Origin of the sequence: Paenarthrobacter sp. MSM-2-10-13, assembly GCF_011605365.1 — a bacterium.
Taxonomy (GTDB): Bacteria; Actinomycetota; Actinomycetes; order Actinomycetales; family Micrococcaceae; genus Arthrobacter.
Genome location: NZ_JAAOXO010000002.1, coordinates 200,654 through 221,997, shown reverse-complemented (window position 1 = coordinate 221,997; position 21,344 = coordinate 200,654). Strand labels below are relative to the sequence as shown.

Below are 21,344 nucleotides of genomic sequence, written 5' to 3'. Positions count from 1 at the left end.
AGGTACCGCTGTCCGGTATCCCGTACTCAAGCGTGCACCCTCGGAGAGTCAATCACCAGCGCGAATGCATTGATCGGTGTCTGGGATGCCGGACTCCCTTAGCGAGCCCGAACCTCTACCCCTAGGCAACGCGGCCCTTACGCGGAAGCGGCACCCTTACGCCGAAGCAGGAACGTGATGGCTCCGGCCGCAGCCAAGACCAGCGCCACGATGAGGCCAATGGTCCAGCCGCTCATTCCGGCAGACGAAGCGGCCAACGGGGTGGCTGCCTCCTGCGATTGCGAATCAACCGAGGCGGCATCATTGTCAGCCGACGCGGCCGGCGGCACTGAAATGCTGGGCATGGCCGACGGAGTTGCCGCAGGTGTTGCCGCCGCTTCGGCTGGCGTACCGGTTTCGGCGAGCCCGACGGCGGGAGCATAGTCGCGCGGCCAAGGAACGACGATCGGGGCTACTCCGGTTCCGGAGTGTTGCGAAACGTCGACCTGGCCGGCTGCAGCCTGCCCGGCCTGTCCACCAGCAGCGGCCGCGGCAGCTTCCGCCTGACGGGCAGCTTCAGCTTGACGAGCCGCTTCCGCTTCCGCGGCTTTGGCAGCGTCAGCCGCCTTACCGGCGTCGACGGTTGCAGTGTCTGCCAAACCGGCAAGCTCGGCGATCATGGCGTCGATGGAGGCAACGTGGGCAGTGGTTGCCGCGTCTCGATTCGCAGCCGCGGCCTGGCCTGTGGTCATGAAGGCCTCGAGATCTGCACGGCTGCCGTCAAGAGCAACGCTCGCTGCCGCACGAACCTCCGGCGTCGAATCCAACGCATAACTGGTCTGGATGCGATTATCCAGATTCCGGGCTTGAACAAAACCGTATTCCAGGAAGTAGCGGACGTCTGCGTGACTGACTGATTCGAGCGCTTTCCTAGCGGCCTTCTCCACAAATTCGCCTCCGACTGCCAGAAGCTGGAAAGAGCGTTGTCGATCCGCGGTGAATGCCGACGGCTTAATGGCGTCCAGCTCTATAGCTGCTGCGTGGCCTTCAATGATGAAAGCTTTTACGGAAGTATCTCCACCCGACAGCGCCGTTTCCGCGGCTTCCCGAACTTTGGGTGTCCCCACCAAGGCAAGATCCAAGGTGGCCTGACGGGCTTCGCTGATCAGCGCGTCAAGGTCGGTTCCGGGGGCATCCAGCTTGGTAAGGAGCTCCGGAATTTCACGGGCCGCCTTTGCAAAGGCGGCCTTCGCCGGCTCCTGCGATGCCATTTGAGTTTCGTCCGCGATCCGTCTCGGTGTGGCCTGCGATGAGAGGAGGTCCCTGTCTGTCGCGAGCCGCGATGAGTCTGCCGCCCTTGCCGCAGAGGCGGTGCTCCGGGCTTGTTCGACAGCGGTCTTCGCACGGTCCGCGACCGCAGCGGTGCCGTTGGGGTTCGAAGCAATGTCTGATCTGACCTTTTGAAGGAGCGCGGCAACAGCCGTCGACTCAGCGTCCCGGTCGGCTGCAACGAGCTGCCCGTAGCGAAGGAAATCAGCAACGATTTCCCTGTCGTCCGTCATGACCGCTGCCTTGGCCGCAGCGCGGACACCCACAAAAGGAGAATCAAAGAGTTGGAACGCAGCCTGGCGGTCGTCTATCTCTGCGGCTTCCAGCCAGCCCCCGAGAACGAACTCCTCAATTGCTTGGTCGCCTTTGTCCAAACTGTCGGAGGCCTGCGTTCGGATTGCGCCGTTCAGAGTTAGAAACCTGTAGGCAGTGATATCAAGGTCAAGCTGCCACGCTCCGGCCCAACCTGTCGAGAGAAAAGCATCGATGGCCGCCGGGTCGCTTAATGCCAGGATCTTTTGCGCAGATGAGCGAACATGCGCACTCCCCCGCGTCGTCAGCTCGGCGACCAACTGCTTGCGGTCCGCGGCGAGAGTGACGTCCTGTCCGGCGTCGAGGAATGCTTGAAGCGCATCTGCGCCACCCACCAGCGCGGTCGCAGCAGCGGCACGGGTTGCGGGGCCACCTGTCTTCCACAGCTCAACAACGCCGGCAGTATCAGTAGCCCGCTCCACGAACGGAACGGGGGCCTGCGCGGCGTGGGGCACCTCGAATTCGGGAATGTCATAGGCCTGGGCTGGCGCAGCGAAGAGCAGAGAAGCCCCAGCTACAACGGCTATCAGGGCAGCAGAAACACGGCGCCGGGTAGCGCGGAATGAAGAAAACAAGGGTCCCCCAAGTAACGGATGCGGCGGCAGCACGGAGTTCAATGGGGGCGACGCGGATGCGAGGGATGCCTGACCGGTGACGAGCTGTCCGCGGTCATCATATCCGACTGGGAACTATGACTTTTACCACTGTGAATGTCGACGCCGAAAGTCGACACCACTGACTGTCTGCAATCAAAGACACCAAAGGCCCGTGAGTCCCATCACAAGTCGCCCAAAAGTGATCTGCTGGATAGCGATCCCCTCCCAAAGACGAGAAGGTTTTACTATGCAACAAACCAAGCTGGCTGTGGAGAGCTCTGTCCTCCACGCCGCGGGTACGGCGCTCAGCCGAGGCCTCAACGTTCGTCACATTCGCTTCATGGCGCTCGGATCCGCGATCGGCACCGGCCTTTTCTACGGTTCCGCCTCCGCCATCCAAAAAGCCGGGCCGGCCGTCCTGCTGGCCTACATCATCGGCGGCGCGGCCGTGTTCATGGTGATGCGAGCACTGGGCGAGATGGCCGTCCGACACCCCGTATCCGGGTCCTTCGGCCAATACGCGTCCAAGTACCTGGGACCGTTCGCAGGTTTTGTGACCGGGTGGACCTACGTGTTCGAGATGGCCATTGTGGCCATCGCCGACGTCACGGCCTTCAGTATCTATATGGGTTTCTGGTTCCCACAGGTGGACAGATGGATTTGGGTACTCGCAATCATCCTGTTCCTGGGCGCCATGAACCTGCTCAGCGTGAAGGTGTTTGGCGAGCTCGAGTTCTGGTTCTCGCTGATCAAGGTGGTGGCGATTATCGCCATGATCGTCGGCGGTGCAGCGATCGTCGTGTTCGGCTTCCAAACGGGCGACGGCGGCGGCGTGGCACCGGGACTCGGGAACCTCGTGAATCACGGCGGGTTGTTCCCGAACGGTTTTGAAGGGCTCCTGGCCGCATTCGCCGTCGTGATGTTTGCCTTTGGCGGGATCGAGACGATCGGTATCACGGCTGGCGAGGCCACGAACCCCAAGAAGGTCATCCCGCAAGCAGTTAATACAGTGCCCGTCCGCGTTTTGTTGTTCTACGTACTGACGTTGGGCGTGCTGATGAGCATCTTCCCGTGGAACGAAATTGGCAGCAGCGGTAGTCCATTCGTGCAGATCTTTGATGGCTTGGGGATCCCGGCCGCACCGCATATCCTCAACGCCGTGGTCATTACCGCAGCGCTCTCGGCGATCAACAGCGACATCTTCGGTGCCGGACGTATCCTCTTCGGACTTGCCCAGCAGGGTCACGCACCCAAGAGTTTCAGCAAGATTTCCCGGCATGGTGTCCCCTGGATGACCGTGTTGATGATGGGCGGCATCCTGCTGGTGGGCGTCGTGTTGAACGCCGTGATTCCGGAGGACGTGTTCGTGCTCATTGCCTCGATCGCTACCTTTGCCACCGTGTGGGTTTGGGTGATGATCCTGGCTTCGCACGTTGCCATGAAACGGGAGATCAAGCGCAAGGGCTTGCCGGCGTCGGAATTCGGTTCGCCTTTGTGGCCTGTCGCTTCCATTCTCACCATGGCGTTCATGGCCATGGTGATCGTGATCCTGGGCGTCTTCGAGGACACGCGTGTTGCTTTGTACGTTGGTGGCACCTGGCTGGTGTTGCTGTTCGTGGCCTACAAAATGTGGGTCCGCGGCGGCGGGCTCCGCCGGGCCGAGCTGGTGGACGAGACCGCGCAAATGCCAATGGTGAAGGCAACCTAGTTTGCTGGCTGCGCTGTAGTTTGCTGGCTGCGCTGCAGTTCGCTGGCTGCGCTGTAGTTCGCGGGCTGCGTCTAGTTTCTCAGCCGTGTGGACTTGCTTCCCGGCAGCGGTGGCGCTTTGGATTTGTAGCTGTGCCCGGTGGGAGTGCTGACGCGGATCGTGTGCACATCACCGGGCATGCTCTTTGCGGTCCAGCCCGGAGTCTCCTTGGTGTGGTTGCAGGCTTCGCAAAGCCCGGCCCCATTGTTGAGGTGGGTGCTGCCTGCAGAATGCCAGGGAATGACGTGGTCGATGTGCCGGATAGGCGCATCGCAGTACGGAGTACGGCACGTGTTGTCCCGAATGTGGATGAAGCGTCTCAATTTTTGGGGGAAGAACCGTGCTTTTGAGTCCATCGTCAGGAGCTCGCCGCTGCTGGGAGCTGTGTAGAGGCGGCGGAGCAGCACTCTAAATTCGCTGCGGTCCGTGGGCTCCAGGTTCCCATGAAGCTGATCCTCATACCCTGATTGTTCATCAACCAGAAGTGCCCTTGCCCATTCAGCGGGTACGATTCCGTAGCCTTCGAGCCGAGCAGGCTCGGGGTCCCCTTGAAAGAGTGTGCGATCGGTCATGACGAGGTTGAGGTTGATGCCCGCAATGCCACCCGACGTGCCCGTTACGCGTTCGGTCAGGGTGTCAGCCATGACTTGGCCGCGGGTCCGTGTGTCCCCGCTGGAACGGACGGAATCAGCTGTCCGAGTCAGCGCTGCGTAGACGGCCACGCCTTGGGCGACCGGGAGCAGTGCGGTGAGGTACGTCATGGTGTCCGGCGCAGGACGGAGGCTGACCGTACGTTCCGCAGCCGCACGGCTGGCTCGCTGCGACACGGACCGCGGGTCACGACGATATGCGGCGGCTTTTGCAGCGGCGATGATGGCTTTGTCGCCCGTGCCGTCGAAGGTCCCGGAGTCCGGGGCGAGTTCCTCGTCCACCGATGCCCGGTCCTCAACGGACAGGCAAGCTGTTTCCTTCACGAGCAGCGTGGCCCGCCATTCGTTCAACTGACCCGACTCCAGTGCTGCCATGGTTCGCGGCATTTCCGTAACTAGCGCTTTGGCAAAGCCAAAGAGCCTGGATCCCTTATTGGGTGATTCCCGCCGCGCCAACGCCACCTGTGCAGCAACGCCCATGCCACGTTCAGCCGCAGGAACCCCGGCCTGGGCCTGCTCGGCCCGCTGCGCCAGATCAAACGCCACTGCAATCCGGGCTTGCCGGGCTGAAATGGCAGACTTCAGGTCTTCAAGATCCCGTAACTCATCGATCAGCGCCGAGCTATCGGCGGTGATCGGAAGTGACCCCAGCTCAAAGATGAGCTCCCGGATGCTCCCTCCGCTGACTGCCACTCCGGACGCAACCGCCACGGTAGGTGCAGAAGCCACTACACCGGCAGAAACTAGTGGGGGCGAAGCCACTGTTGCCCGCTGCGATCGCCGAATTCCGTCCATAAAGCCACTCTTCCAGCCACCTTCGCCGGACATCAGACCCAAAGTTGCCTATGTGGAAAACCCAAGAGACAGTTGGTTCCAATGTTCTCGCCGAACATTGGAACCAACCACCAATCGGCGGGTTGTTCTAGAGGGAGGCAGCGGCGGAACGTACGGCCTCGGACAGCGGAGTTGAGGGGCGGCCGATCAGCTTCTGGAGATCACCGCTGGTGACCAGAAGATCGCCACGGGCAATTCCCAGATCAGAGTCGGCAAGGATTTCGGCGAAGGCGTCCGGCACGCCTACGCCCACCAGGATCTGCTGGTATTCGTGGGCAGGAAGATCGTTGTAGGTCACCTCTCGCCCGGCAGCGGAGGAAATTTCAGAGGCCAACTGGTCCATGGTGAACGCGTGGTCCCCACCGAGTTCGTAGACCTTCCCGGCCTGGTCATCCGCCACCAGGACCGCCGCCGCGGCGTGCGCGTAATCTGCACGCGCGGCTGCGCTGACCTTGCCCTCGCCGGCACTTCCTGCAATGGCACCCTGGGCAAGGGTTCCCGGGAGCTGCTCGGTGTAGTTCTCCAAGTACCAGCCGTTGCGCAGCAGGACGAACGGAACACCGGACTCCTTGAGGAGCTCCTCCGTTGCCTGGTGCTCGGCGGCCAGTTTCATGCCTGTGGTGTCCGCGTTGGCAATGCTGGTGTAGGCCAGAAGGTCCACGCCCTCCGCCTTGGCAGCCTCAATAACCGTGCGGTGCTGCTCAACCCGCTGGCCCACTGCGCTGGTGGAGATCAGCAGCACCTTGGTGGCGCCCTTCAGTGCCGCGGCGACTGATGCCGGGTTTTCGTAATCCATCTCCTGGACTGTGACGCCACGTTCGGCGAAGTCAGCCAGCTTCTCCACCGAACGCCCGGTGGCCACAATGTCCCCCGCCGGAACGTTGCGCTCCAGGAGCGCCTCTACAACGTGGCGGCCAAGCTGTCCGGTTGCTCCAGTGATAACGATGCTCATGGGTGTTTCCTTTCAACGGAAGTCTTGCTCTGTCATGGTGGACAACGAGCCCTACATCCAGAAACTTCCCAAAAGTTAGTACGCACTTTAAGGTAAGGTACTGACATGAAAGTAAGTGACCTTCCAGCGCGGTTGCCGGCAACCATCGCCGACGGCGTTTTCCCGGCCGGCTGCCCCAGCCGGACAGTCCTGGATCACATCACCAGCAAATGGGGTGTGCTGATCCTGCTTTCCTTATCCGAAGGCGATCAACGCTGGAGCGAACTGCGGCGCCGGGCTGAGGGCATCAGCGAGAAAATGCTCGCCCAAACCCTGAAGACACTGGAGCGGGACGGGCTGGTCCGCCGTGACGCGCAACCAGTCATCCCGCCCCGCGTGGATTACAGCCTTACCGAACGCGGTCGAGAGCTCAGCACGCTCCTCATTCCTCTGGTGACGTGGGCCTTCGACAACGCCGACGCCATCATCGGCGGCCAGAACTAACCCGGCGGCGCCTTTACCGCGCCGACCACCCGCCGTCCATGGTGTAGCTCGCGCCGGTGACCATCCCGGCGTCGTCGGAGGCCATCCAGGCGGCCAACGACGCCACTTCGTCCACCTCCACCAACCGCTTCACGGCGGACTCTGTGAGCATCACCTTGGCCAGGACCTCCGCCTCGGGGATCTTGTGGAGCCGCGCCTGATCGGCGATCTGCTTCTCCACCAGGGGCGTGCGTACATAGCCCGGATTGATGCAATTCGAGGTGACACCGCGCTCGCCACCCTCCAGGGCAGTGACCTTGCTGAGGCCCTCGAGCCCATGCTTGGCCGAGACATACGCACTCTTGTAGGCCGAGGCCCGCAACCCGTGGACGGAAGAGATGTTGATGATCCGGCCAAACCCGTTGGCGTACATGTGCGGGAGCGCGGCCCTGATGAGGAGGAACGGGGCCTCCAGCATCAGGGCCAGAATCCGCCGGAACTCCGCGGGTTCGAACTCCTCGATCGGTGCAACTTTCTGGATGCCGGCGTTGTTGACCAGGATGTCGCAGTCCAGGCTCAGGGCCGCCAAGGCGTCGACGTCCAGCAGATCCACCGTCCAGGCCGTGCCGCCCAACTCATCGGCGAGGGCCGCAGCTCCGGAGGCATCGACGTCGGCCACTACTACCTTCGCCCCGCGGGCGGCGAGCGCACGGGCGCAGGCGGCCCCGATCCCGCTGGCACCGCCGGTCACCAGTGCTTTGCGTCCGTTCAAGGAGTTGTCCATGGAACTAGCCTTTCGAGGTTGCGGAGGCCGGTGTCAGACCGTGCCGGATGGCGTCGGCTTCGTCCACCTCTTGCAGCGCGATGCCCTTGGTTTCCTTGAGCGAAACGACTGCGACGACGGTAATCGCGCAGGCGACCACCAGGTAGATCGCTGTGGGAACCCAGGATCCGGTGTCCTTGAGCCACTGGGTTGCCAGCAGCGGGGCGAGTGAGCCGGCGAAGATCGAGGTAACTTGCGAGCCGAGCGAAACGCCGGAGTAGCGCATGCGGGTGGGGAAGAGCTCGGACATGATGGCCGGCTGCCCTGCGTACATGAAGGCGTGCAGGCACAGGCCGATAGTCACGGCGAGCACGATCACCACGGCGTTCTTGGTGTCGAACATGGGGAAGGCGAAGAACGGCCAGGTTGCGCCGGTGATGGCACCCACCAGGTACACGGGCTTGCGTCCCCACGAATCCACCAGGCGTCCAACCTGCGGGATGACCAGGAAGTGGATGACGTGGGCGATCAGGAGTGCCAGCAGGAGCGAGGACGTGTCGTACTTGTGCACGCTCTTGAGGTAGACGATCGCGAAGCTCACCACCAGGTAGTACATGATGTTCTCCGCGAAGCGCAGACCCATGGCCTGAAGGATGCCCTTGGGGTACTTGCGGATGACCTCGCCAACTCCGTAGCTGATGGCCTTGGACTCCTCCACCTGTGCCTTGGCTTCGAGGAAGATGGGAGCTTCAGTGACGTGGGTGCGGATGTAGTAGCCCACAAAGACGATCACTGCGGAGAGCCAGAACGCGACGCGCCAGCCCCAGCCGAGGAACGCTTCGCTGCTCAGCGTGGAGGACATGACGAAGAGGACCAGCGTGGCCAGAAGGTTGCCCACCGGTACTGCAGCCTGCGGCCACGACGACCAGAAGCCGCGGGACTTGTTGGGGCTATGCTCAGCCACCAGCAGCACAGCGCCGCCCCATTCGCCGCCGAGGGCAAAGCCCTGGATGAAGCGGAGAGCCACCAGCATGGCCGGCGCCCAGTAGCCGATGTCCATGAAGCCGGGGAGGCAGCCCATCAGGAAGGTGGAAACACCCACGATCACGATGGTCAGCTGCAGGGTGGGTTTGCGGCCCAGCTTGTCGCCGATCTGGCCGAAGACGATTCCGCCGAGCGGACGGGCCACGAAGCCGACCGCGTAGGTGATGAAGGCCTGAATGATGCCGTCCAACTCATTGCCGGTGCTCGGGAAGAAGTACTTGCCGAAAACCAGCGTGGCGGCGGTGGCGTACAGGAAGAACTCGTACCACTCCACCACGGTGCCCACCATTGACGCCGCGACGATCTTCTTAAGTCCGGAACCCTCGCCGGCGCCTTTCCCTGCCCTTGATGCGGAGCGCTGCTCTACGCTCATATCCATCTCCTCAGTGTCCTCTTTGACCCTTGTGAACGTGATGTGATCCACAACACGACATGCTCCACTGAGTATTGCTGCAGATTCTTCCGCACTCAATGACCAAAGTGGCACTGAGTATGTGCAAAATTGCAGATATGAATCCAAACCCCGACGACCTTCTCATCCTCCTGGCCGTCTCACGCTCCGGGAAATTTACGACGGCGGCACAAGCCTTGGGACTGAACCACACCACCGTTTCGCGCCGGATAGCGGCGCTGGAAAAGGCTCTGGGCGGCAGGGTCCTCGCGCGTGCGGCCGGTGGTTGGGAGGTGACGGAGCTGGGAGCCGAAGCTGTGTTGGTCGCGGAACGGATCGAAGCTGCGGTGGGCGCGCTGGGCCCCAGCCACCGGGCACCCGACCCCATTACCGGCGTCGTACGCATGACCGCGACTGATGGCTTCAGCGCGTATATCGCGGCTCCGGCCGTGGCGCGCTTGAGAAGCCAGCACCCCGGCCTCAGCGTTGAGATCGTCACAGTAACGCGCAGGGCGTTGCAACAACGCTCGGGGCTGGACATCGAAGTAGTGGTGGGGACGCCGCAAGTGCACCGGGCTGAGGCCATCAGACTCGGCGAATACCGGCTGGGGATGTATGCCTCACGCGCTTACCTGGCAGACAACGGGACACCCTCAAGCATTGAGGAGCTCACTCAGCACCAACTGGTCTATTTTGTTGATTCGATGCTGCAAGTGGACGATCTGGATGCGCCCCGCCGGCTGGTCCCCACCATGCGCGACGGCCTGAGTTCAACCAATGTGTTCGTCCATGTTGAGGCTACCCGCGCCGGGGCGGGCGTGGGATTCTTGCCGTGCTTCATGGCTGACCGGCACGCTGATTTGGTGCGGCTCCTGCCCTCGAATTTCGCCGAGCTCCTCCCCTACTGGATGGTCCTCCGCCCGGACTCCATGCGCCGCCCCGCAGTTGCCGCCGTCGTGCAGGCCTTGCGAGAGGAGACGGAGAGCCGGCGGGAGGAGTTGCTGGGTGCTAAATAGCGTGCCCGGGGTGGCGGGCTCGGTGGGCCATCCGACGTTCTCGATGTTAGGCAAGCCTTACTATGTTAAGCATGCCCTCCGGTTCCGCCACTACGTCCTGCCCGCCCGGGCTCAAACAGCGAGCACCTTGGACTGTTTCCCGTCTCTTCACCCTCACCTTGTTCGCCAATCGCCGCTGGAGGCTGTTGCTTGTGGGCTGCGCCGGACTTGCCCTGCATCAGATCAGCGAGGCTTTGGTGCCGGCAACTATCGGCGCCGCGGTGGACAACGCCATTGAACCGAACGACGTCGGCGCCCTCCTGAGATGGTTGGGCGCCTTGGCTGTGGTGTTCGTTGTGCTTGCTTTGTCGTGGCGCCTGGGCACGCTGGCCACTGAGCGATCCTTCAATTACGGCTCCCATGACCTCCGGCAACTGGTGGTGGAACGGACACTTCACCACCGCGGTATGGCCGTGCGGCGGGCACCCGGCGAAATTGTGGCCATTGCTTCTTCCGACGCCGACAGGGTGGCCGGGCTGTCCTGGCTGATCAGCGGTGGTCTGGCTGCCGTGGCCGGGGTGATCACCTCGGCCGTTACCCTCCTGTTAATCTCGGTACCCCTGGGCCTTGCCGTTCTCCTGGCAACCCCGGTCGTGCTGCTGGTGATGAACCGGCTCACTAAACCGCTCGAAAACCGCAGCGACATGGAGCAGTCCACGGCTGCTCAGGCCGGCGCCCTTGCCACCGATTTCATCACCGGATCGCGACCCCTCAAGGGCCTTGGTGCCGAGGATGCGGCCATCGCGCGCTACCGTGCCACGAGCCGGGAGTCCCTCACTTCCGCCCTGAAAGCCATTCGCGCCAAGTCCGCTTACACAGGAGCCAGCACAGCCCTGTCCGCAGCTTTCCTGGCCGGTATCGCCTTCTTCGCAGCCTGGTTCGCCGTTCAAGGAACCATCACAGTGGGGGAACTGGTGGCCGTTGTTGGCGTGGCCCAATTCGTTCAAGGACCCATGGCGTCATTGGGTTTCCTCAGCGTGGAACTCGCACGCAAACGCGCTTCGGCCGCACGCATCGCAGTCCTGCTTGAGGAACCAAACGCTGTACCCGCCCGGAACGCGGAAGAACGTACGACGGCGGCAGTTGGCTCAGCGGCAACACTCACCTCGCCGACGGAACCAGCGCCATACGGGGACCCAGCGCCGCTGCTCGAACTCAGCGGCAAGGCAGACAACAGCGTGTTCCCGCCCTTTACTGCGTCAATCGGCGAAATCGTGGGCGTCGTTCTTCCGGACGGTGACCAAGCGCGGAAACTCGTTGACACTCTCGGCTTCCGCACACCGGCTCCCCCGGGTCTGATATCCATCGATGGCCGCGATGCCGCCCATCTTGACCCCCAACACGTTCGTTCACGGGTCTTTGCCGACCGCCACGATGGCGTCCTGTTCCGCGGCAGTGTCCGCGAAAACGTGGCGGTGGCCAGCACGGAACTTGAGGAACGCGCCCTGGTGGCTGCCGCCGTCGAGGACTTCGTCTCGCAACTACCGGAAGGCACGGAAACTGTTCTCACCGGGCACGGCCAGAGTCTCTCCGGAGGCCAGCGGCAGCGACTGGTGCTCGGCCGCTCGCTGCACCAGAAGCAGGCGGTGATTGTCCTGCACGACCCCACTACCGCCGTCGATACCGCTACCGAAGCCGTCATTGCCGATGGCTTGCGCAACTTCCCGGACAAGGCCCTGGTGCTGGTGACCACGAGCCCCACACTGCTGGGCATTTGCCATCGGGTGGTGGTGGGCGGAGCCGATGGGCCACCGGAAACCGGAACGCACCGGGAGCTTCTTGCCACGTCCGCCGGCTACCGCGCAGTGGTGGGCTCATGAGCGCGGAAATCCTGCCCATTGCCACGCCACGTGAGACCCGGAGGGCCATGTGGCGCCTGTTGGCGCAACGCCCGGCCAGGCTCACGCTGACCATTGTGGTGTTGCTGGCGGCGTCCTGTTGCGGATTGGCGGCCCCGGCAATTTTGGGTGTGATGGTCAACATCGCGGCCTCTGGCGGGGACGTCATGCCCCTGCTCTGGCTGGCAATCGGGCTGCTGGTTGCTGGTGGACTCGGCGCCCTGCTGGGCATTCTGGGCCAGAACCTGCTGGCACGGATCTGCGAGGAAGCCCTCGCCGGACTGCGCGAGGAAGTGTTCGCCGCCGCCGTCCGGAAGCCGCTCGCCCAGCTGGAAAAGGCGGGCATCGGCGACGTCGTGGCCCGTGTGTCCGGCGACGTTGAAGCCGTCAGCGAGGCCATCTCTGGCGTGCTGCCGGCGTTCACCAGCGCTGCCTTCACCATCGCCGTGACGCTGCTGGGCCTGGGTGTGATCGACTGGCGCTTCGCAGTGGCCGTGCTCGTGGCGGCGCCCCTGCAGGTCTTCACCCTGCAATGGTTCCTCAAGCGAACCGCGCCCATCTACCGGACCGTTCGTATCACTGAGGCCAACCGGACCGAGCAGATCATTGAGACCGTGCACGGTTCGCCGTCTGTTGTGGCGCTGGGCCTTGGCTCTCGCCACGCTGATCTGGTGGCGGCCGCCTCCCACGCAAACATCGGCCATTCGCTGCGCGGGGTGGGTTACCTGACCCGTTTCTACAACCGCCTCAACCTGGCCGAACTCATCGGCTTGTCCGCGGTCCTGGTGGTGGGGTTCTGGCTTCACGCCGAGGGAACCGTGACCATCGGCGCTGCGACGGCAGCAGCACTGTACTTCTACCGGCTGTTCGATCCGATCGGGCTGGTTCTTGGGCAGTTCGATGAGCTTCAAAAAGCCGCGGCCGGATTGGGCAGGATGTTTGGGCTCACCATGGCTGCGGGGCCATCCACCGCCCGATCCTCGTCACCGGCCGCTGATGCCGGCATCGTCCTGGACAACGTCACCTTCGCCTACCCTGGCCAGCGGCCCGCTCTCCACGGAGTCTTCCTCACGGTGCAACCCGGGGAGCGAGTGGCCATTGTGGGCACCTCAGGCGCGGGGAAGACCACCCTCGCCAAAGTCATCATGGGCTTGGAACACCCTTACAGCGGGACAGCATGGGTGGGCGGGCTGGACTCCGCCGCTGCTGCCCCGTCAGAGCTCCACGAGCGCATCGCCATGGTCAGCCAGGAGGTGCACGTCTTCTCGGGCACACTCGCCCAGGACCTCAGGCTCGCCAAACCGGACGCGTCCGCCGATGAACTTACGCAGGTGCTGGAGGCAGTTGGGGCTACTTGGGTTGAAACGCTCGACGACGGACTGGAGACTTCCGTGGGCGCGGGGGGCCACCAGCTCACTCCCGAGCAGGCGCAGCAGTTGGCCCTTGCGCGTTTGATGCTAAAAGACCCACCCTTGGCAGTCCTGGATGAAGCTACAGCTGAGGCCGGAACTGGATCGGCCCACATGTTGGATCAGGCTGCCGAAGCAGCCTTGGCCGGAAGGACCTCAGTGGTGATCGCGCACCGGTTGTCCCAAGCAGCCTCGGCTGACACCGTGGTGGTCATGGAGCAGGGGCGGATGGTCGAGTCGGGTTCCCATCAGGATCTGCTGGCAGCCGAGGGCCGCTACGCCCACTTGTGGGAGGCCTGGAACAGCTCACTCAGCCGAAGCTGAAGGGCCCTCCCCCAGCGTCTCCACGGTAACGGGATCGTGCCGCACCGGGATTCCCTGGGCAAAAGCACGGACTTTGGCGTCGTCCCAGATGTGTGCCGGGACCCCGCCACCCAGGAGCCTCCGGGCCAACGTGGGGTCGTCGCCGAACGGCGCGTGGCTGCCGGCCATGATCATGTTGCCGTAGCGTCGCCCCTTGAGCATGGCGGGATCGGCAATGATCATGGTGTGCTCGAACGTGTCCGCGATGGTGGCGGCGTCGGCCCGGGCGTTCTTGAGGTCAGGGGCGTCGCCGGAATTGACCACATACAGTCCATCGGGGGCCAGGACTGAGTTCGCATGAGCAGTGAACTCCCTGGTGGTCAGGGCGCGGGGCGTGAAGGCCCCGGCGAAAACATCCCGGATGATGAGGTCCCGGCTGTCCGGGGTAAGGGACTCTGTGACCTGCCGTGCTTCACCCACGCGGATCCGCAGCATAGGTGCTTTGGGGAGGTCGAACCAGCCACGCACATATTCGGCCAGCTTCCCGTCGAGCTCAACAACCACCTGACGCGCTTCCGGGTAGGCGGCATGGAAGTACCGCGCCATGGAGCAAGCTCCCCCGCCCAGGTGCAGGGCACGCAATTTGGGTTTCTGCTCCCGGGGCCACCGGGATTCCACCAGCGCCGCAATCCAGCGCATGTACTCAAAATCGAGGTACAGCGGATCCGAGAGGTCAATGTGCGAGCTCATGACGCCGTTGATCTTGAGCAGCCAGCCATTGGAGTTGTCCTGGTCCTGAAGCAACTCGCAATCGCCGGTATCGATGTAGTAGACCCCCGCCACCGGACCGTCAGGCCGGGTGCCTGTGGGCACCTCGACGACTCCCGCCGTCGACCTTTGCGACTTACTGATCCTGCCGCGTTTCGCCACTACTTTCGTCCTGCCTGAGTCATACTCCAAGCCTAGTGGAGCACTGCATGACCTCTACCCGTCACAACAAAGTAAGGCTACTTACAGTTTTGCCTCTAAGAGCCATATGATCTCTACATGGAACTAGGAGCATCGGTATGGGCGGAGGTGTTGACCGTGGCGGTCGCTTGGCTGACGGTGGTCTGCCTCCTCCTGGCACGCGTGCCCAAACCACCCAGCCTGCTCGACACGTCACTGGACGGCTCGCCCCTGGACATGGATCGACCCGAGGAAACGAAACCGCGCTGAGGCTCCGGGGAGAGGTGAGGCCCCGGAAAGGTGCGCCCCCCAGGAGAGGCTGACGGCCGTTTCGTCAGGCAGACCGGACTGACGTCGGCTCGTAAACCACAACAGAACCCGTCGACGGCGCCAAGCACGTGAGCTGGCTCGGCACGGAGCGGCGGGCCAGCAGGTCCACCGTGATATTCGCCGGGCGGGGCGGCCTGCCGGTGATCTGAACACGCCACAGTTCGCCGTCGCGCACGGTTTCCGTGACCACATAGTGGTGCCGGCCGGCAGGACCGAAACGGGCCAGCACGGCCACAATGGCCGCTTGTTGCACCGGGGAAAGGTCCGTGTACCCGCGCAAATACTCTGCGTGGATGCGATCGGAGAAATGACTCTCAATCGTGGCTACGGACGACTCGGCGTCCAGACCTCCGTAATACACACCGTCCGGAGCCAGCACGGCGTTCGCAGCGAACCTGTCACCGCCAACATGGGAGCACTCCCACACCAGGTCCGGCCAACGCTCGCCCAGCGCACGCCCCACCGGCCGGCCACGCACTGCGCAACAGGGATCATGCCGGCCATGCGCGCAGATCAGGATGACCGGCGGGAGTCCAGGGTCTCCGGGGGATGCCAATGCAGGAACGATCCCCGCGAGGTCCGCATCCTGCTCCCACGATCCCCAGAGCTGCCGATGGGCGCCGGAGCTCTCATAACGCAATACTGCCCAACGTTTTGGACCGTGCCGCGGGCGGGGGCCTGGACGTCGCACTAAGAGGACCCTTGCACCAGCCGTCCGGGCTGCCGTGGAAACGAGGGCTTTGGTTCCGGCCTCAAGATCAAGGCCTTCGTAACCACTGGGCGGCCATCCGGCCCGATGCTCTATGAGGACCCAGACCGTGCCCGGTGACGCCGTGCCTGCCATCGAGTCGCCGCGCACGCGGGCGCTGTTGGCACAGAAGAAACCTGGAGTTGCAGCCACCGGGGACATCACGGCTCACCGTCCCTGTTCATCAATATCAATGTTCATCAATATCAATGCTCAGCGGGGACGAGGACTCCTGCGCGCAACAGCCTTTCCACGAGTTCAACCCCTAGATCCTCTGCCAGGTGCTCTCCTCCGTCCAGCAGGCGTTTCACGGACGGCAAATCGGCCTCGGGGAAGTCGAGCCACCCCACGCGGGTATTCAGCCGCGAGCCCTCGAGCCGGGCTTCCAGCGCGTCCCGGAGTCGAATCAGCGATCCTGGCCCGAGGCGCTGAACAGCTGCGAGCTGGGCCACCGGACCAAGCGGGGCCGGACGCCCCTGCCCCCTCCGTGCGCGCTGGAACTGGGAGCTGGTATCAGCCTCAAGCACGGCGGCGGCAAGGCGTTCACGGATAGCAGCGAGTTCCCCCTCGGGTCCATCCACGCCCAGGGGCAAAGATCCGCGCATCTCCGGGTCATCGCACAGCGCAGCAAGCGCGGCCTGCGCGAGCTGTTCGGCCAGCGCATGGCGAGTCCACGTGTGGACTCCCAACGTGAGGTGAATCGAAACTTCGCCCTGTGCCTGAGCCGCATGCAACCAACCACGCGGGAGATAAAGGACATCGCCGGGCTCGAGGACCGTGTCAATGTAAGCGGGGCCTTGAGCAGCCTCGACGACGTCCGAGCGGCGATCGGTCCACGGCTGGCTACGCAACGGGTCCACGTGGACAGGCTCGTGGATAATCCAGCGCTTGGTTCCTTCGATCTGCAGGACGAAAACGTCGTGAACATCGTAGTGGTCGTCGAAACCGCGGTTCTGAGGCGGCGTGATGTAAGCGTTGGCCTGCACAGGATGCCCCAACTCGGTGCTCAACTGAGCACTGAAGCGTGAAACTGGATCCCACGTTCGATGCAACGCCTGCAGAACGAGGGTGGCTCCGTCAGAAAATTTGCGCCACAGAGCAGTGTCATCAAGCTGGTCCGAGATGGTGGCCCCAACGCCCGCCGGGGACGTGAAAGAGGATTCGGGAAGCGTGGAGCCGCCCTTGGCGACGCGAAGAAAAGGGGTGCGCAGACCGCGACGCGAAATCAGTTCGTCAACGGCGCAGGCAGAAAACACGTCGGAGAAGTCGCTGACGCCACGGCTAAGCAGCGCGGTGCGCCCCCAGACGTTGCCGGCAAACTTTTCAAGGCCGACGTCGATCAGTCGTGTTTCCAGGACCCCGGCGCCCTTCACGGCGCCGGCTCCTGGAAATCAGTGCTGGTAGAGCTCAAATTCAACTGCCCTGTTGTTCGGCGCCGCCATCGGCACCGCCGTCAGCGCCGCCGTCGTGAGTGCCCGGAACGCCAGCCGCACCACCGTCCGCGGGGCCTTCAGCACCACCATCGGCGCCGCCGTCGGCACCACCGTCAGCACCGCCGTCGTGAGTGCCGGGGACGCCAGCCGCGCCACCGTCCGCGGGGCCTTCAGCACCGCCATCGGCACCGCCGTCGGCGCCACCATCAGCACCGCCGTCGTGAGTGCCGGGGACGCCAGCCGCGCCACCGTCCGCGGGGCCTTCCTGCTGGTTTGGATCCTGCTCTGGATCAGTCATGCTTCCTCCCGAGAATCGAATGGCGTACTCAGGCTCCGATTTCGGCGCCCGCTTTCAACCCGGGCGATCTTCAGCCGCACCGCCCGTGATCACCATATCCATATGGGTCAGCTGTGGGAACAGCTTGGGCGGATGTGATTCCCGCTAAGACACGACGCCGGGACGCACCATCCGATGTTCCGGCAGGGAGTACCAGGACGGGTCGCAGAGTTGGCGCTTTCCGTCCGGCACAAAACCGTTGCGCCGATAAAAAGCCTGGGCGCGAGGGTTGTCATCCAACACCCACAGGTAAGCAGGTCCGTCGCCGATCAAGGCCTTCACCAACGCCTGCCCCACACCCCGTCCATGAACGCTTTCCAAGGTGTAAAGCATGAACAGCTCCCGTTCGCACGGTCCGTCCTCGTCTTGTCCGGGACCTGCGGCGCCAAGGCCCACCAAGTGGCCGTCGGGGTCATGGGCCAACATCCGGGTGTGGCCCGCAGCGATGAACGCCCGGTACCGTTCGATGCGGTCCGGCAGTGCCGCTTCCTGCTTCTCGAAGAACTCCGGAGGCAGCAAGTGCCCGTAACTCTCCTTCCACGACTGGACGTGCATGTGGGCCATGGCCTCGGCATCGTCAACCGTTGCCGGGCGAATCGTGAAATCCATCGGCTACCGCACCCTGGCTATCGCGAAGCCGTCCCAGCCCTTGCTGCCGACCGTCTGGATGGCCGTGGCATCGAGGCGCGGATCCTGGCCCATCTTTTCCAGCATCGCCACGATGCCCGGCGCGTTAACGGGGTCCCGTGCAGGCTCCAGGATGGCCCCGTCCCAGATGACGTTGTCCACCACAATCACCGTGCCTGAGCGCCCCAAGCGGATAGCCCAGTCGAGGTAGTTGGAGTCGTTCTCTTTGTCGGCGTCAATGAAAACGAAGTCGAACGCTTCCTGCCCTGCCAAGGTGGGCAGGGTGTCCAAGGCAGCGCCCACCCGGATATCCACCTTGTGGCCCACACCGGCGGCATCAAGGTTGGCGCGTGCGACGTCCGCGTGCTTTTGGAGGAATTCGCACGTCACTATCCTGCCGTCGTCGGGCAGCCCCTGTGCCATCCACATACTGCTGAACCCTGCCAAGGTCCCGATCTCCAGCACCCGCCTTGCACCGGACATCTGCACGAGCATCCGGAGGAGCTTTCCCGCGTTGGGGGCGACTTCGATTGCCGGCATGCCAGCCTCCACGGCGGATGTCACGGCGCGCTGATGCGCAGGATCAGGACGAACGACGACGTCAGTGAGGTAACGCTCGACGTCAACCCAACCAGGCTCGGTTACGTGTTCAATCATGGCCCCCAGTCTGGCACTCACCGCACCTTGGGGGAAGGATCTACTCCGTGGCGGAAATGGCCTCTTCGAGCCGTTCAACCTTGCCGGTCAGCTCACCGCTGTAGCCGGGCCGGATGTCTGCCTTGATGACCAGGGAGACGCGGCTGCCGTAGCGGCCAACCGCCTCGGTGGCGCGCTTGACGACGTCGAAAACCTCGTCCCATTCGCCTTCGATGGTGGTGAACATGGAGTCCGTGTGGTTGGGCAAACCTGACTCGCGGACAATCCTGACCGCGGCAGCGACGGCGTCGTGCACGGAAGCGTCAGGGGTTGGTCCCCCGTTGGCGGCGGAAGCGGGCTGGCCCGAAGGGGCGACTGAAAATGCAAGCAACATGAAATCCAGTGTTTCATGTACCGGTTTGTCATATAAGAACGTACTCCCGCGTAACAACGGACCCGAGGCGCTCCATTGCTACCCTGACAAGCATGGAACAGCCCTCTGAACGCAAGCCCCTCAGGGCCGACGCCGCACGAAACGTGGACAAAATCATCACCGCCGCCCGGCAGTGCTTCCGGGAACACGGCCCGGAAGTACCGCTTCAGACCATTGCCGCCACCGCTGGAGTTGGCCCCGCAACGCTGTTCCGCAACTTCTCAGACAAAGAGCAACTGGTGCTCGCAGCACTCTCACGTCAATTGCGGCTGCACGTAGACCCGGTAGCCGCTGAAGCAGCGCAAGGTATGGACGCTGCCGAAGGACTCATCAAAGTCATCGACGCCGTGATGCAGGTAGCGAGCGAGGACGCGAACCTTCTTGGCGCCGTTGCCGGCAGACGCGGGCTCCTGATTGGAATCACCCGGGGCATCATCGGTTCCATGGAATTCCTCCTCAAGCGCGGTCAGGACCAAGGCTCCCTGCGGCGCGATATCACCATTGAGGACATGGTCCGGCTCGTCGCCATGCTGATCGGCGCCGTGGACACCATGGAACCTGGATCAGCGGCGTGGAAGCGTCCCGTGGCATTGATTGAAGACGCTATCCGGACCGAGCGGCCGTCCCGGCCCCTTCCGGAACAGTCCGCCATACCAGGCGTGACGCTGACCGAAGTTCACTAACCGCGTTCTACCCCCAGCCCAGCAGCCGCAGCAATGCTGCGGCTGCTGCACCTGAAATCACGACGACGAGGAACGGCGCGCGCAGCCACAGCGCGACGGCGGCAGCAACCAACGCGCCCATGCGGGCATCGAGGACCAGGCCTTGTCCCGACGCCACGGCGTTCACCACGGTCAGGGATGCCAGCAAGCCAATGGTCATGGTCCCGGCGACGTGCATGATCCTCGGGCTCTCCAGTAACTTGGCCGGAACAAAGTAGCCCACCAGCTTGGTCAGATACGCCAGCGCACAGGCAATGAGGATCCACAGCCAGAGGTTCATTTTCCGCCCCCGCGCTGGTGCTTCTCCGCATACGGATCCACGTCCGGTTCCAGACCTTCATCCAAACGTGCGTGGCTGAACCAGCCGATCACTCCGGCCACAACTGCGGCCACCAGAATGGGAACACCCGAAGGAACAAACGGCACGGCCAGGATAGTCGCAAGCGCACAGGCAGCGGCGATCGCCCAGGGTTCGCGTCCCTTCAAGCGTGGCCACAACAGAGCCAGGAACGCCGCAACGGCAGCCCCATCCAAGCCCCACTGTTTGGGATCACCCATGGCGTCCCCAGCCAACGCACCAATGGCCGTAAAAATATTCCACAAGATGAATATTCCGATTCCGGCTGTCCAGAACCCGCGTCGTTGCTCGTCGGGATCCGTCTGACCGGACGCCGTCGCCGTCGATTCATCTATGGTGATGTGCGCGGAAACGTAACGTTTCCACCCGCCGGGGCGGAGCATGGCGTTGATCTGCATTCCGTAAATACCGTTGCGAAGACCCAGCAACGCGCTGGCTGTCATGGCCGCTACCCCGGAGCCGCCGCCGGCAACCACGCCGATGAAGGCGAACTGCGAACCGCCGCTGAATAGCAGGAGGCTCAGCACCATCGTCTGCCAGAAATCAAACCCCGATGCCACCGCCAGGGCACCGAAAGACACCCCGTAGAGGCCGGTCGCAATGCTCAGGGACAGCGCCACCTTGAATGCCGGTGATTCCCTGAGCTTCATGGGAGGAGCACTGCTGCTCATTTCCGCAGGCTCCAGGACCACAGAATGAGCGGAATCTGCAGAGGCAAGCGGAGTGTGTGGATGCGCCGTTCGGCGGCCGTGCCCTTCGGACCGTAGGCGCGTCGCAGAGCATCTATATGCCCCGCAAGGAATGCAGTGAACATCGCTGTAGTGGCATCCGCGGCTACCTTACGGGTGCCGGGGATCAGGAGGCCGACGCCGGCAGTCACCTCAAGCAGGCCCGACGTCGCGATCCATTCCTCGCGTGACATCACTGCCAGCGGGCCGTTCGGACGACTGCCGGGCTCATCCTTGCGGCACAGGTAATCCGGAACCACCGGGTAATAGAACTTGGGCGTGCGGAAGTGCTTCGCGGCGCTGGCCAGAAGCAATGCGCTCAGAGCGACTGCGGAGGTGGTTCGGGTTGCTTGGGCTGACCAGCGAAAAGACATGAGACC

The 21,344-nt window shown here is 63.4% G+C and carries 22 protein-coding genes; 7 read left to right on the top strand and 15 right to left on the bottom strand.

The window, feature by feature from the left end; all coding sequences use genetic code 11:
• Positions 1–137 precede the first annotated feature (137 nt).
• On the bottom strand, positions 138–2,195 hold the full coding sequence (locus HAV21_RS06815) for an ALF repeat-containing protein (RefSeq protein ID WP_166841153.1): 2,058 nt from the start codon (positions 2,193–2,195) through the stop codon (positions 138–140).
• A gap of 268 nt (positions 2,196–2,463) precedes the next feature.
• Between HAV21_RS06815 and HAV21_RS06810 the strand changes: the two genes are divergently transcribed.
• Complete coding sequence (locus HAV21_RS06810; protein ID WP_142936959.1) at positions 2,464–3,924, top strand: amino acid permease; 1,461 nt, start codon at positions 2,464–2,466, stop codon at positions 3,922–3,924.
• A gap of 71 nt (positions 3,925–3,995) precedes the next feature.
• Here HAV21_RS06810 and HAV21_RS06805 read toward each other — a convergent pair whose 3' ends face one another.
• Together HAV21_RS06805 and HAV21_RS06800 are read right to left on the bottom strand one after the other, a co-directional pair.
• The gene (locus HAV21_RS06805) at positions 3,996–5,441 is read right to left on the bottom strand and encodes a DUF222 domain-containing protein (protein WP_166841152.1); all 1,446 of its coding nucleotides are present in this window, start codon (positions 5,439–5,441) and stop codon (positions 3,996–3,998) included.
• 94 nt (positions 5,442–5,535) lie between these two features.
• Entirely contained in the window at positions 5,536–6,399 is an 864-nt protein-coding gene (locus tag HAV21_RS06800; protein ID WP_166841151.1) for an SDR family oxidoreductase, read from the bottom strand.
• A 105-nt stretch (positions 6,400–6,504) separates the two neighbouring features.
• Between HAV21_RS06800 and HAV21_RS06795 the strand changes: the two genes are divergently transcribed.
• Positions 6,505–6,882 carry a helix-turn-helix domain-containing protein gene (locus HAV21_RS06795; protein WP_142936962.1) on the top strand — a complete coding sequence of 126 codons (378 nt, stop codon included), beginning with the start codon at positions 6,505–6,507 and terminating at the stop codon, positions 6,880–6,882.
• A gap of 13 nt (positions 6,883–6,895) precedes the next feature.
• On the opposite strand, the gene HAV21_RS06790 is transcribed toward HAV21_RS06795, so the two are convergent.
• A complete protein-coding gene (locus HAV21_RS06790) occupies positions 6,896–7,645 on the bottom strand; it encodes a 3-hydroxybutyrate dehydrogenase (protein WP_166841150.1) in 750 nt (249 codons plus the stop codon).
• Between the two features lie 4 nt (positions 7,646–7,649).
• Positions 7,650–9,041: an MFS transporter gene (locus tag HAV21_RS06785; RefSeq protein ID WP_166841149.1), complete on the bottom strand. Its 1,392-nt coding sequence runs from the start codon at positions 9,039–9,041 to the stop codon at positions 7,650–7,652.
• A 137-nt stretch (positions 9,042–9,178) separates the two neighbouring features.
• On the opposite strand from HAV21_RS06785, the gene HAV21_RS06780 reads away from it, so the two are divergent.
• The 3 genes from HAV21_RS06780 to HAV21_RS06770 all read left to right on the top strand — a co-directional run bounded on the left by HAV21_RS06780 (position 9,179) and on the right by HAV21_RS06770 (position 13,685).
• On the top strand, positions 9,179–10,075 hold the full coding sequence (locus tag HAV21_RS06780) for a LysR family transcriptional regulator (protein WP_208096361.1): 897 nt from the start codon (positions 9,179–9,181) through the stop codon (positions 10,073–10,075).
• Positions 10,076–10,146: 71 nt separating this feature from the next.
• Positions 10,147–11,934 carry an ABC transporter ATP-binding protein gene (locus HAV21_RS06775; RefSeq protein ID WP_243753155.1) on the top strand — a complete coding sequence of 596 codons (1,788 nt, stop codon included), beginning with the start codon at positions 10,147–10,149 and terminating at the stop codon, positions 11,932–11,934.
• Entirely contained in the window at positions 11,931–13,685 is a 1,755-nt protein-coding gene (locus HAV21_RS06770) for an ABC transporter ATP-binding protein (protein WP_166841147.1), read from the top strand. Before HAV21_RS06775 ends, HAV21_RS06770 begins: the two co-directional genes overlap by 4 nt.
• Here HAV21_RS06770 and HAV21_RS06765 read toward each other — a convergent pair.
• Positions 13,668–14,594 (bottom strand): fused MFS/spermidine synthase, encoded by a 927-nt coding sequence (locus HAV21_RS06765; RefSeq protein WP_166841146.1) that lies wholly within the window; start codon positions 14,592–14,594, stop codon positions 13,668–13,670. The genes HAV21_RS06770 and HAV21_RS06765 overlap by 18 nt on opposite strands.
• A 117-nt stretch (positions 14,595–14,711) precedes the next feature.
• Between HAV21_RS06765 and HAV21_RS06760 the strand changes: the two genes are divergently transcribed.
• Positions 14,712–14,882, top strand: coding sequence for a hypothetical protein (locus HAV21_RS06760; RefSeq protein ID WP_166841145.1), 171 nt, complete (start codon positions 14,712–14,714; stop codon positions 14,880–14,882).
• Between the two features lie 64 nt (positions 14,883–14,946).
• On the opposite strand, the gene HAV21_RS06755 is transcribed toward HAV21_RS06760, so the two are convergent.
• The 6 genes from HAV21_RS06755 to HAV21_RS06730 form a co-directional block, all read right to left on the bottom strand.
• On the bottom strand, positions 14,947–15,852 hold the full coding sequence (locus tag HAV21_RS06755) for a sucrase ferredoxin (protein ID WP_243753177.1): 906 nt from the start codon (positions 15,850–15,852) through the stop codon (positions 14,947–14,949).
• 44 nt (positions 15,853–15,896) lie between these two features.
• On the bottom strand, positions 15,897–17,063 hold the full coding sequence (locus HAV21_RS06750) for a cupin domain-containing protein (RefSeq protein WP_166841144.1): 1,167 nt from the start codon (positions 17,061–17,063) through the stop codon (positions 15,897–15,899).
• 40 nt (positions 17,064–17,103) lie between these two features.
• On the bottom strand, positions 17,104–17,421 hold the full coding sequence (locus HAV21_RS06745; RefSeq protein WP_166841143.1) for a BatC protein: 318 nt from the start codon (positions 17,419–17,421) through the stop codon (positions 17,104–17,106).
• 144 nt (positions 17,422–17,565) lie between these two features.
• A complete protein-coding gene (locus HAV21_RS06740) occupies positions 17,566–18,069 on the bottom strand; it encodes a GNAT family N-acetyltransferase (RefSeq protein WP_142936970.1) in 504 nt (167 codons plus the stop codon).
• Positions 18,070–18,072: 3 nt separating this feature from the next.
• Positions 18,073–18,744, bottom strand: a complete 672-nt coding sequence (locus HAV21_RS06735) for an O-methyltransferase (RefSeq protein WP_166841142.1) — start codon at positions 18,742–18,744, stop codon at positions 18,073–18,075.
• Positions 18,745–18,784: 40 nt separating this feature from the next.
• Positions 18,785–19,117 (bottom strand): thiamine-binding protein, encoded by a 333-nt coding sequence (locus tag HAV21_RS06730; RefSeq protein WP_142936972.1) that lies wholly within the window; start codon positions 19,115–19,117, stop codon positions 18,785–18,787.
• A 92-nt stretch (positions 19,118–19,209) separates the two neighbouring features.
• Between HAV21_RS06730 and HAV21_RS06725 the strand changes: the two genes are divergently transcribed.
• Positions 19,210–19,839 (top strand): TetR/AcrR family transcriptional regulator, encoded by a 630-nt coding sequence (locus HAV21_RS06725; protein WP_142936973.1) that lies wholly within the window; start codon positions 19,210–19,212, stop codon positions 19,837–19,839.
• 7 nt (positions 19,840–19,846) lie between these two features.
• Here HAV21_RS06725 and HAV21_RS06720 read toward each other — a convergent pair whose 3' ends face one another.
• The 3 genes from HAV21_RS06720 to HAV21_RS06710 are packed head-to-tail and all read right to left on the bottom strand — an operon-like array spanning position 19,847 to position 21,338.
• Positions 19,847–20,158 (bottom strand): AzlD domain-containing protein, encoded by a 312-nt coding sequence (locus HAV21_RS06720; protein ID WP_142936974.1) that lies wholly within the window; start codon positions 20,156–20,158, stop codon positions 19,847–19,849.
• On the bottom strand, positions 20,155–20,907 hold the full coding sequence (locus tag HAV21_RS06715) for an AzlC family ABC transporter permease (protein ID WP_166841141.1): 753 nt from the start codon (positions 20,905–20,907) through the stop codon (positions 20,155–20,157). Before HAV21_RS06715 ends, HAV21_RS06720 begins: the two co-directional genes overlap by 4 nt.
• Positions 20,904–21,338, bottom strand: a complete 435-nt coding sequence (locus HAV21_RS06710; protein ID WP_166841140.1) for a hypothetical protein — start codon at positions 21,336–21,338, stop codon at positions 20,904–20,906. Before HAV21_RS06710 ends, HAV21_RS06715 begins: the two co-directional genes overlap by 4 nt.
• Between the last annotated feature and the right edge of the window lie 6 nt (positions 21,339–21,344).

What these genes read in the sequence shown, in the direction of transcription:
- HAV21_RS06810 (WP_142936959.1), top strand. Translation starts at nt 2,464, where the DNA reads ATGCAACAAACCAAGCTGGCTGTGGAGAGCTCTGTCCTCCACGCCGCG.
- HAV21_RS06805 (WP_166841152.1), bottom strand. Translation starts at nt 5,441, where the DNA reads ATGTCCGGCGAAGGTGGCTGGAAGAGTGGCTTTATGGACGGAATTCGG.
- HAV21_RS06800 (WP_166841151.1), bottom strand. Translation starts at nt 6,399, where the DNA reads ATGAGCATCGTTATCACTGGAGCAACCGGACAGCTTGGCCGCCACGTT.
- HAV21_RS06795 (WP_142936962.1), top strand. Translation starts at nt 6,505, where the DNA reads ATGAAAGTAAGTGACCTTCCAGCGCGGTTGCCGGCAACCATCGCCGAC.
- HAV21_RS06790 (WP_166841150.1), bottom strand. Translation starts at nt 7,645, where the DNA reads ATGGACAACTCCTTGAACGGACGCAAAGCACTGGTGACCGGCGGTGCC.
- HAV21_RS06785 (WP_166841149.1), bottom strand. Translation starts at nt 9,041, where the DNA reads ATGAGCGTAGAGCAGCGCTCCGCATCAAGGGCAGGGAAAGGCGCCGGC.
- HAV21_RS06780 (WP_208096361.1), top strand. Translation starts at nt 9,179, where the DNA reads ATGAATCCAAACCCCGACGACCTTCTCATCCTCCTGGCCGTCTCACGC.
- HAV21_RS06775 (WP_243753155.1), top strand. Translation starts at nt 10,147, where the DNA reads ATGCCCTCCGGTTCCGCCACTACGTCCTGCCCGCCCGGGCTCAAACAG.
- HAV21_RS06770 (WP_166841147.1), top strand. Translation starts at nt 11,931, where the DNA reads ATGAGCGCGGAAATCCTGCCCATTGCCACGCCACGTGAGACCCGGAGG.
- HAV21_RS06760 (WP_166841145.1), top strand. Translation starts at nt 14,712, where the DNA reads ATGGAACTAGGAGCATCGGTATGGGCGGAGGTGTTGACCGTGGCGGTC.
- HAV21_RS06755 (WP_243753177.1), bottom strand. Translation starts at nt 15,852, where the DNA reads ATGTCCCCGGTGGCTGCAACTCCAGGTTTCTTCTGTGCCAACAGCGCC.
- HAV21_RS06745 (WP_166841143.1), bottom strand. Translation starts at nt 17,421, where the DNA reads ATGACTGATCCAGAGCAGGATCCAAACCAGCAGGAAGGCCCCGCGGAC.
- HAV21_RS06740 (WP_142936970.1), bottom strand. Translation starts at nt 18,069, where the DNA reads ATGGATTTCACGATTCGCCCGGCAACGGTTGACGATGCCGAGGCCATG.
- HAV21_RS06735 (WP_166841142.1), bottom strand. Translation starts at nt 18,744, where the DNA reads ATGATTGAACACGTAACCGAGCCTGGTTGGGTTGACGTCGAGCGTTAC.
- HAV21_RS06730 (WP_142936972.1), bottom strand. Translation starts at nt 19,117, where the DNA reads ATGTTGCTTGCATTTTCAGTCGCCCCTTCGGGCCAGCCCGCTTCCGCC.
- HAV21_RS06725 (WP_142936973.1), top strand. Translation starts at nt 19,210, where the DNA reads ATGGAACAGCCCTCTGAACGCAAGCCCCTCAGGGCCGACGCCGCACGA.
- HAV21_RS06720 (WP_142936974.1), bottom strand. Translation starts at nt 20,158, where the DNA reads ATGAACCTCTGGCTGTGGATCCTCATTGCCTGTGCGCTGGCGTATCTG.
- HAV21_RS06715 (WP_166841141.1), bottom strand. Translation starts at nt 20,907, where the DNA reads ATGAGCAGCAGTGCTCCTCCCATGAAGCTCAGGGAATCACCGGCATTC.
- HAV21_RS06710 (WP_166841140.1), bottom strand. Translation starts at nt 21,338, where the DNA reads ATGTCTTTTCGCTGGTCAGCCCAAGCAACCCGAACCACCTCCGCAGTC.